Raw genomic sequence first — 2,884 nt, 5'->3', positions numbered from 1 at the left:
CACCCCACACCCCACACCCTGCCCCCACGAAAACCTTTTTCAGCAGCCCCTAAGTAGGTGGGTATTAAAAACTTTCAGATCCCCCCCTTATTAAGGGGGGATTAAGGGGGGATCGGCACCCCCCTTATCAAGGGGGGCAGGGGGGATCGAACCTAAAATCCATTTTTAATTTAATTATAACCAGCTACTTAAGTAAAACGTAGATACATTATTACTATCTAACAATTAATTAAGATTACCTACTTAATTAAAAATTAACTTCGTTTTGATGCACGGAATCCAAATAAAACTTGATTACATCTTCCGATGCACCCTGACATTGCAACTGGCCCTTATTCAGCCAAATTGCTTGGTTACAGGACTCTTGAATTAAAGTCAAATCGTGGGAAACTACTAAAATAGTAGCGTTAGAATTCCAGAATTTTTTTAACCGTCGTTTACACTTATTTTTAAAACTTTCATCCCCGACGGAAAGGACTTCATCAAGAATAAGAATATCGGGGTGAACCTCTGTTGCGATCGCAAATCCTAAACGAGCCACCATCCCGGAAGAAAGAGATTTCACCGGCGCTCCCATATATTCTTCTAACTCAGCAAAGTCAAGGATATCTTTGGTTTTTTCCTTCATTTCCTGACGGGAAAATCCCAGCATTACCCCATAGAGAATAATATTATCTTTTACTGGTAAATCTGGATCAAAACCCGCTCCTAATTCAATTAGAGAGGCAATTTGTCCCCTGACTCTCACCTGTCCCTTTGTCGGTTCCAGAATACCACAAATAACTTTTAAGAGAGTAGATTTTCCTGCGCCATTAGCTCCAATGATACCTAATTTTGCTCCAGAATTAATGACTAAATCTATATCATCTAGAACTAATTTTTTGGCCGGTTGACGATATTTACCTTCAAGAATAGAGAAGATTGTCCTTTTTAGATCGTAGGAGAATTCTTCTTGAGTACGTCTTTCGAGAGACACTTGATCGAGTCGAATTACTTCTGTCATTTATAATAAATCCATAAATAAATGTCGCCAGAGTCGGAAGCAAGTCCAACCAATTCCTAAGATGATGATCCCACCGAGTAGAGATTGAAAAATCAAACCAAAATCCGGTAATCCGGGGGAAAGGGACAATTGGCGAATACTTTCGATTACTGGCAATAATGGGTTTAATAGGAGGAATGGTTGTACGGAGGGAGGAATAATTTCCGGGGGATAAAAAATCGGGCTGCTAATCCAAGCGACAAAACAAACAATTTCGTAAAAATAGGGTAAGTCTCTGAAGAAAACGTAGAGGGTACTGACAAAGAAACCCACTCCCGTGCAAACCAGAGAAAGACCGATCAAAGGAAAAATCAGAGCAATTACATTAATTAAACTTTGAGATTTCCAGAGAGTTACTATAGCCAAAAGGGGAAAGATACTAATAGCAAATTGAAAAATATTTGCCACTACCATAGAAACGGGAAAGATGCTAACCGGCAGACGAATTTTATTTAGAATACTGCCATTACCGACGATACTAGGTAAAGCTTGGTTAGTGGAAGCATTAAAAAAATTTATTACTACTAAACCAGTGAAAGCCGCTAGGACATAGTTAACTATAGAATTATCAAAATAAGAGGCGAAAACCGTGCCGAAAATTGCCGTGTATAGTGCAGTCATAATCAGGGGATTTAACAAGGACCAGTAAACCCCCAGAAAAGAACCCCGATAGCGTCCCTTGAGATTACGTTCCACTAAAACACTAAGCAATTCGTAATATCGCCGCGCTTTTGACCATCTAGTTTTTGTCTGGAGATCGGTCATAGGGATAATTGTCATCTCGTCAGTGTTCAGTGCTTTATTCTAAACGATTACCGTCAATTTTGTCTATCGATCGAGGGAGGACTCTAGTTTTTATCCAGTCCCCGACGACTCTCCCTCTCCGGAAAAAGTTCCCTTCTTGGGCCATTTATCTGGCTCAAAAAGCTTAAAAACCACTAAAAGCCTCTTTTTTTAGGGTTGAATTCGGTTTTTAGGGACATCCTCAGCTAATTGACCTAGACTCTAAGTAAGTGGTTCTGGTTAAATAGAAGATAGATTTTGCCTTTGATCCCTCCTTGATCCCCCCCTTCCCCCCTTGATAAGGGGAGGAATCTGACAATTTTTAAAACCTACCTACTTAGCAAGTTTATCAATAAAATAGACATCATATGAAAGCCAAGAAATGGCGATTTAAACACAGCTAATCTGCGAAAAACTGGAGTTAAAAACCGATAACTGAACAACTTCCTAAACAACTTCCTAACAGCCAAAACAAGAATCTAATCTAATTGATGTCCCGTCAGTTCCACAAAGATATCTTCGAGATTGGAAGGGCGACACATTACTCCAGTTTTATTGCTCAAACTGTCCAGATAGGAGTTAGCATCAGCCACAGTGGGGAAGAATTTATAATCGATTTTATCGCCAACTTGTTTGATAACTAATCCCTCGCCATACTTAGCGCGAAAATCCGTGAGAGTTCCTAATTCGATTAATTTGCCCGCGTCCATAATGCCAATTCTGCCCGTTTTTCCTGTGCCGTTATCCTGACAGAGAAATTCCACTTCTTCCATGTAGTGAGTGGTTAACAAAATTGTCATTCCTTGCCGGTTTAAATCGCGAATTACTTCCCACAAACGACGACGATTTTGGGGGTCTAAACCGACTGTTGGTTCATCGAGAAAGAGGATTTTTGGTTCGTGAAGAAGGGCGCGAGCAATCTGTAAACGTCGTTTCATCCCTCCGGAAAGAGTTTTGGCCAGGGCAGATTTTCGATCGCTTAAACTGACATAATCTAAATAGCGATCGATTAATTCCTGTCTCTGGGGATTGGGGATATGGTGCATCCGGCCGTGAAAT

3 protein-coding genes are annotated in these 2,884 nt (G+C 40.5%); all 3 read right to left on the bottom strand.

Annotated features, from left to right (window positions below; all coding sequences use genetic code 11):
- Window positions 1-247 precede the first annotated feature (247 nt).
- Window positions 248-1,003, bottom strand: a complete 756-nt coding sequence (locus PX481_RS14430) for an ABC transporter ATP-binding protein (RefSeq protein WP_002758792.1) — start codon at window positions 1,001-1,003, stop codon at window positions 248-250.
- Window positions 1,004-1,807, bottom strand: a complete 804-nt coding sequence (locus PX481_RS14425; RefSeq protein ID WP_288094813.1) for an ABC transporter permease — start codon at window positions 1,805-1,807, stop codon at window positions 1,004-1,006.
- Between the two features lie 497 nt (window positions 1,808-2,304).
- Window positions 2,305-2,884: ABC transporter ATP-binding protein (locus tag PX481_RS14420; RefSeq protein WP_288094812.1), on the bottom strand; the 580-nt coding region annotated here is incomplete at its 5' end.

This window comes from Microcystis sp. M53603_WE2, from assembly GCF_030065435.1.
The sequence above is the reverse complement of the archived record's forward strand: the minus strand, read 5'-3'. Positions and strand labels throughout refer to the sequence as shown.

What these genes read in the sequence shown, in the direction of transcription:
- PX481_RS14430 (WP_002758792.1), bottom strand. Translation starts at nt 1,003, where the DNA reads ATGACAGAAGTAATTCGACTCGATCAAGTGTCTCTCGAAAGACGTACT.
- PX481_RS14425 (WP_288094813.1), bottom strand. Translation starts at nt 1,807, where the DNA reads ATGACCGATCTCCAGACAAAAACTAGATGGTCAAAAGCGCGGCGATAT.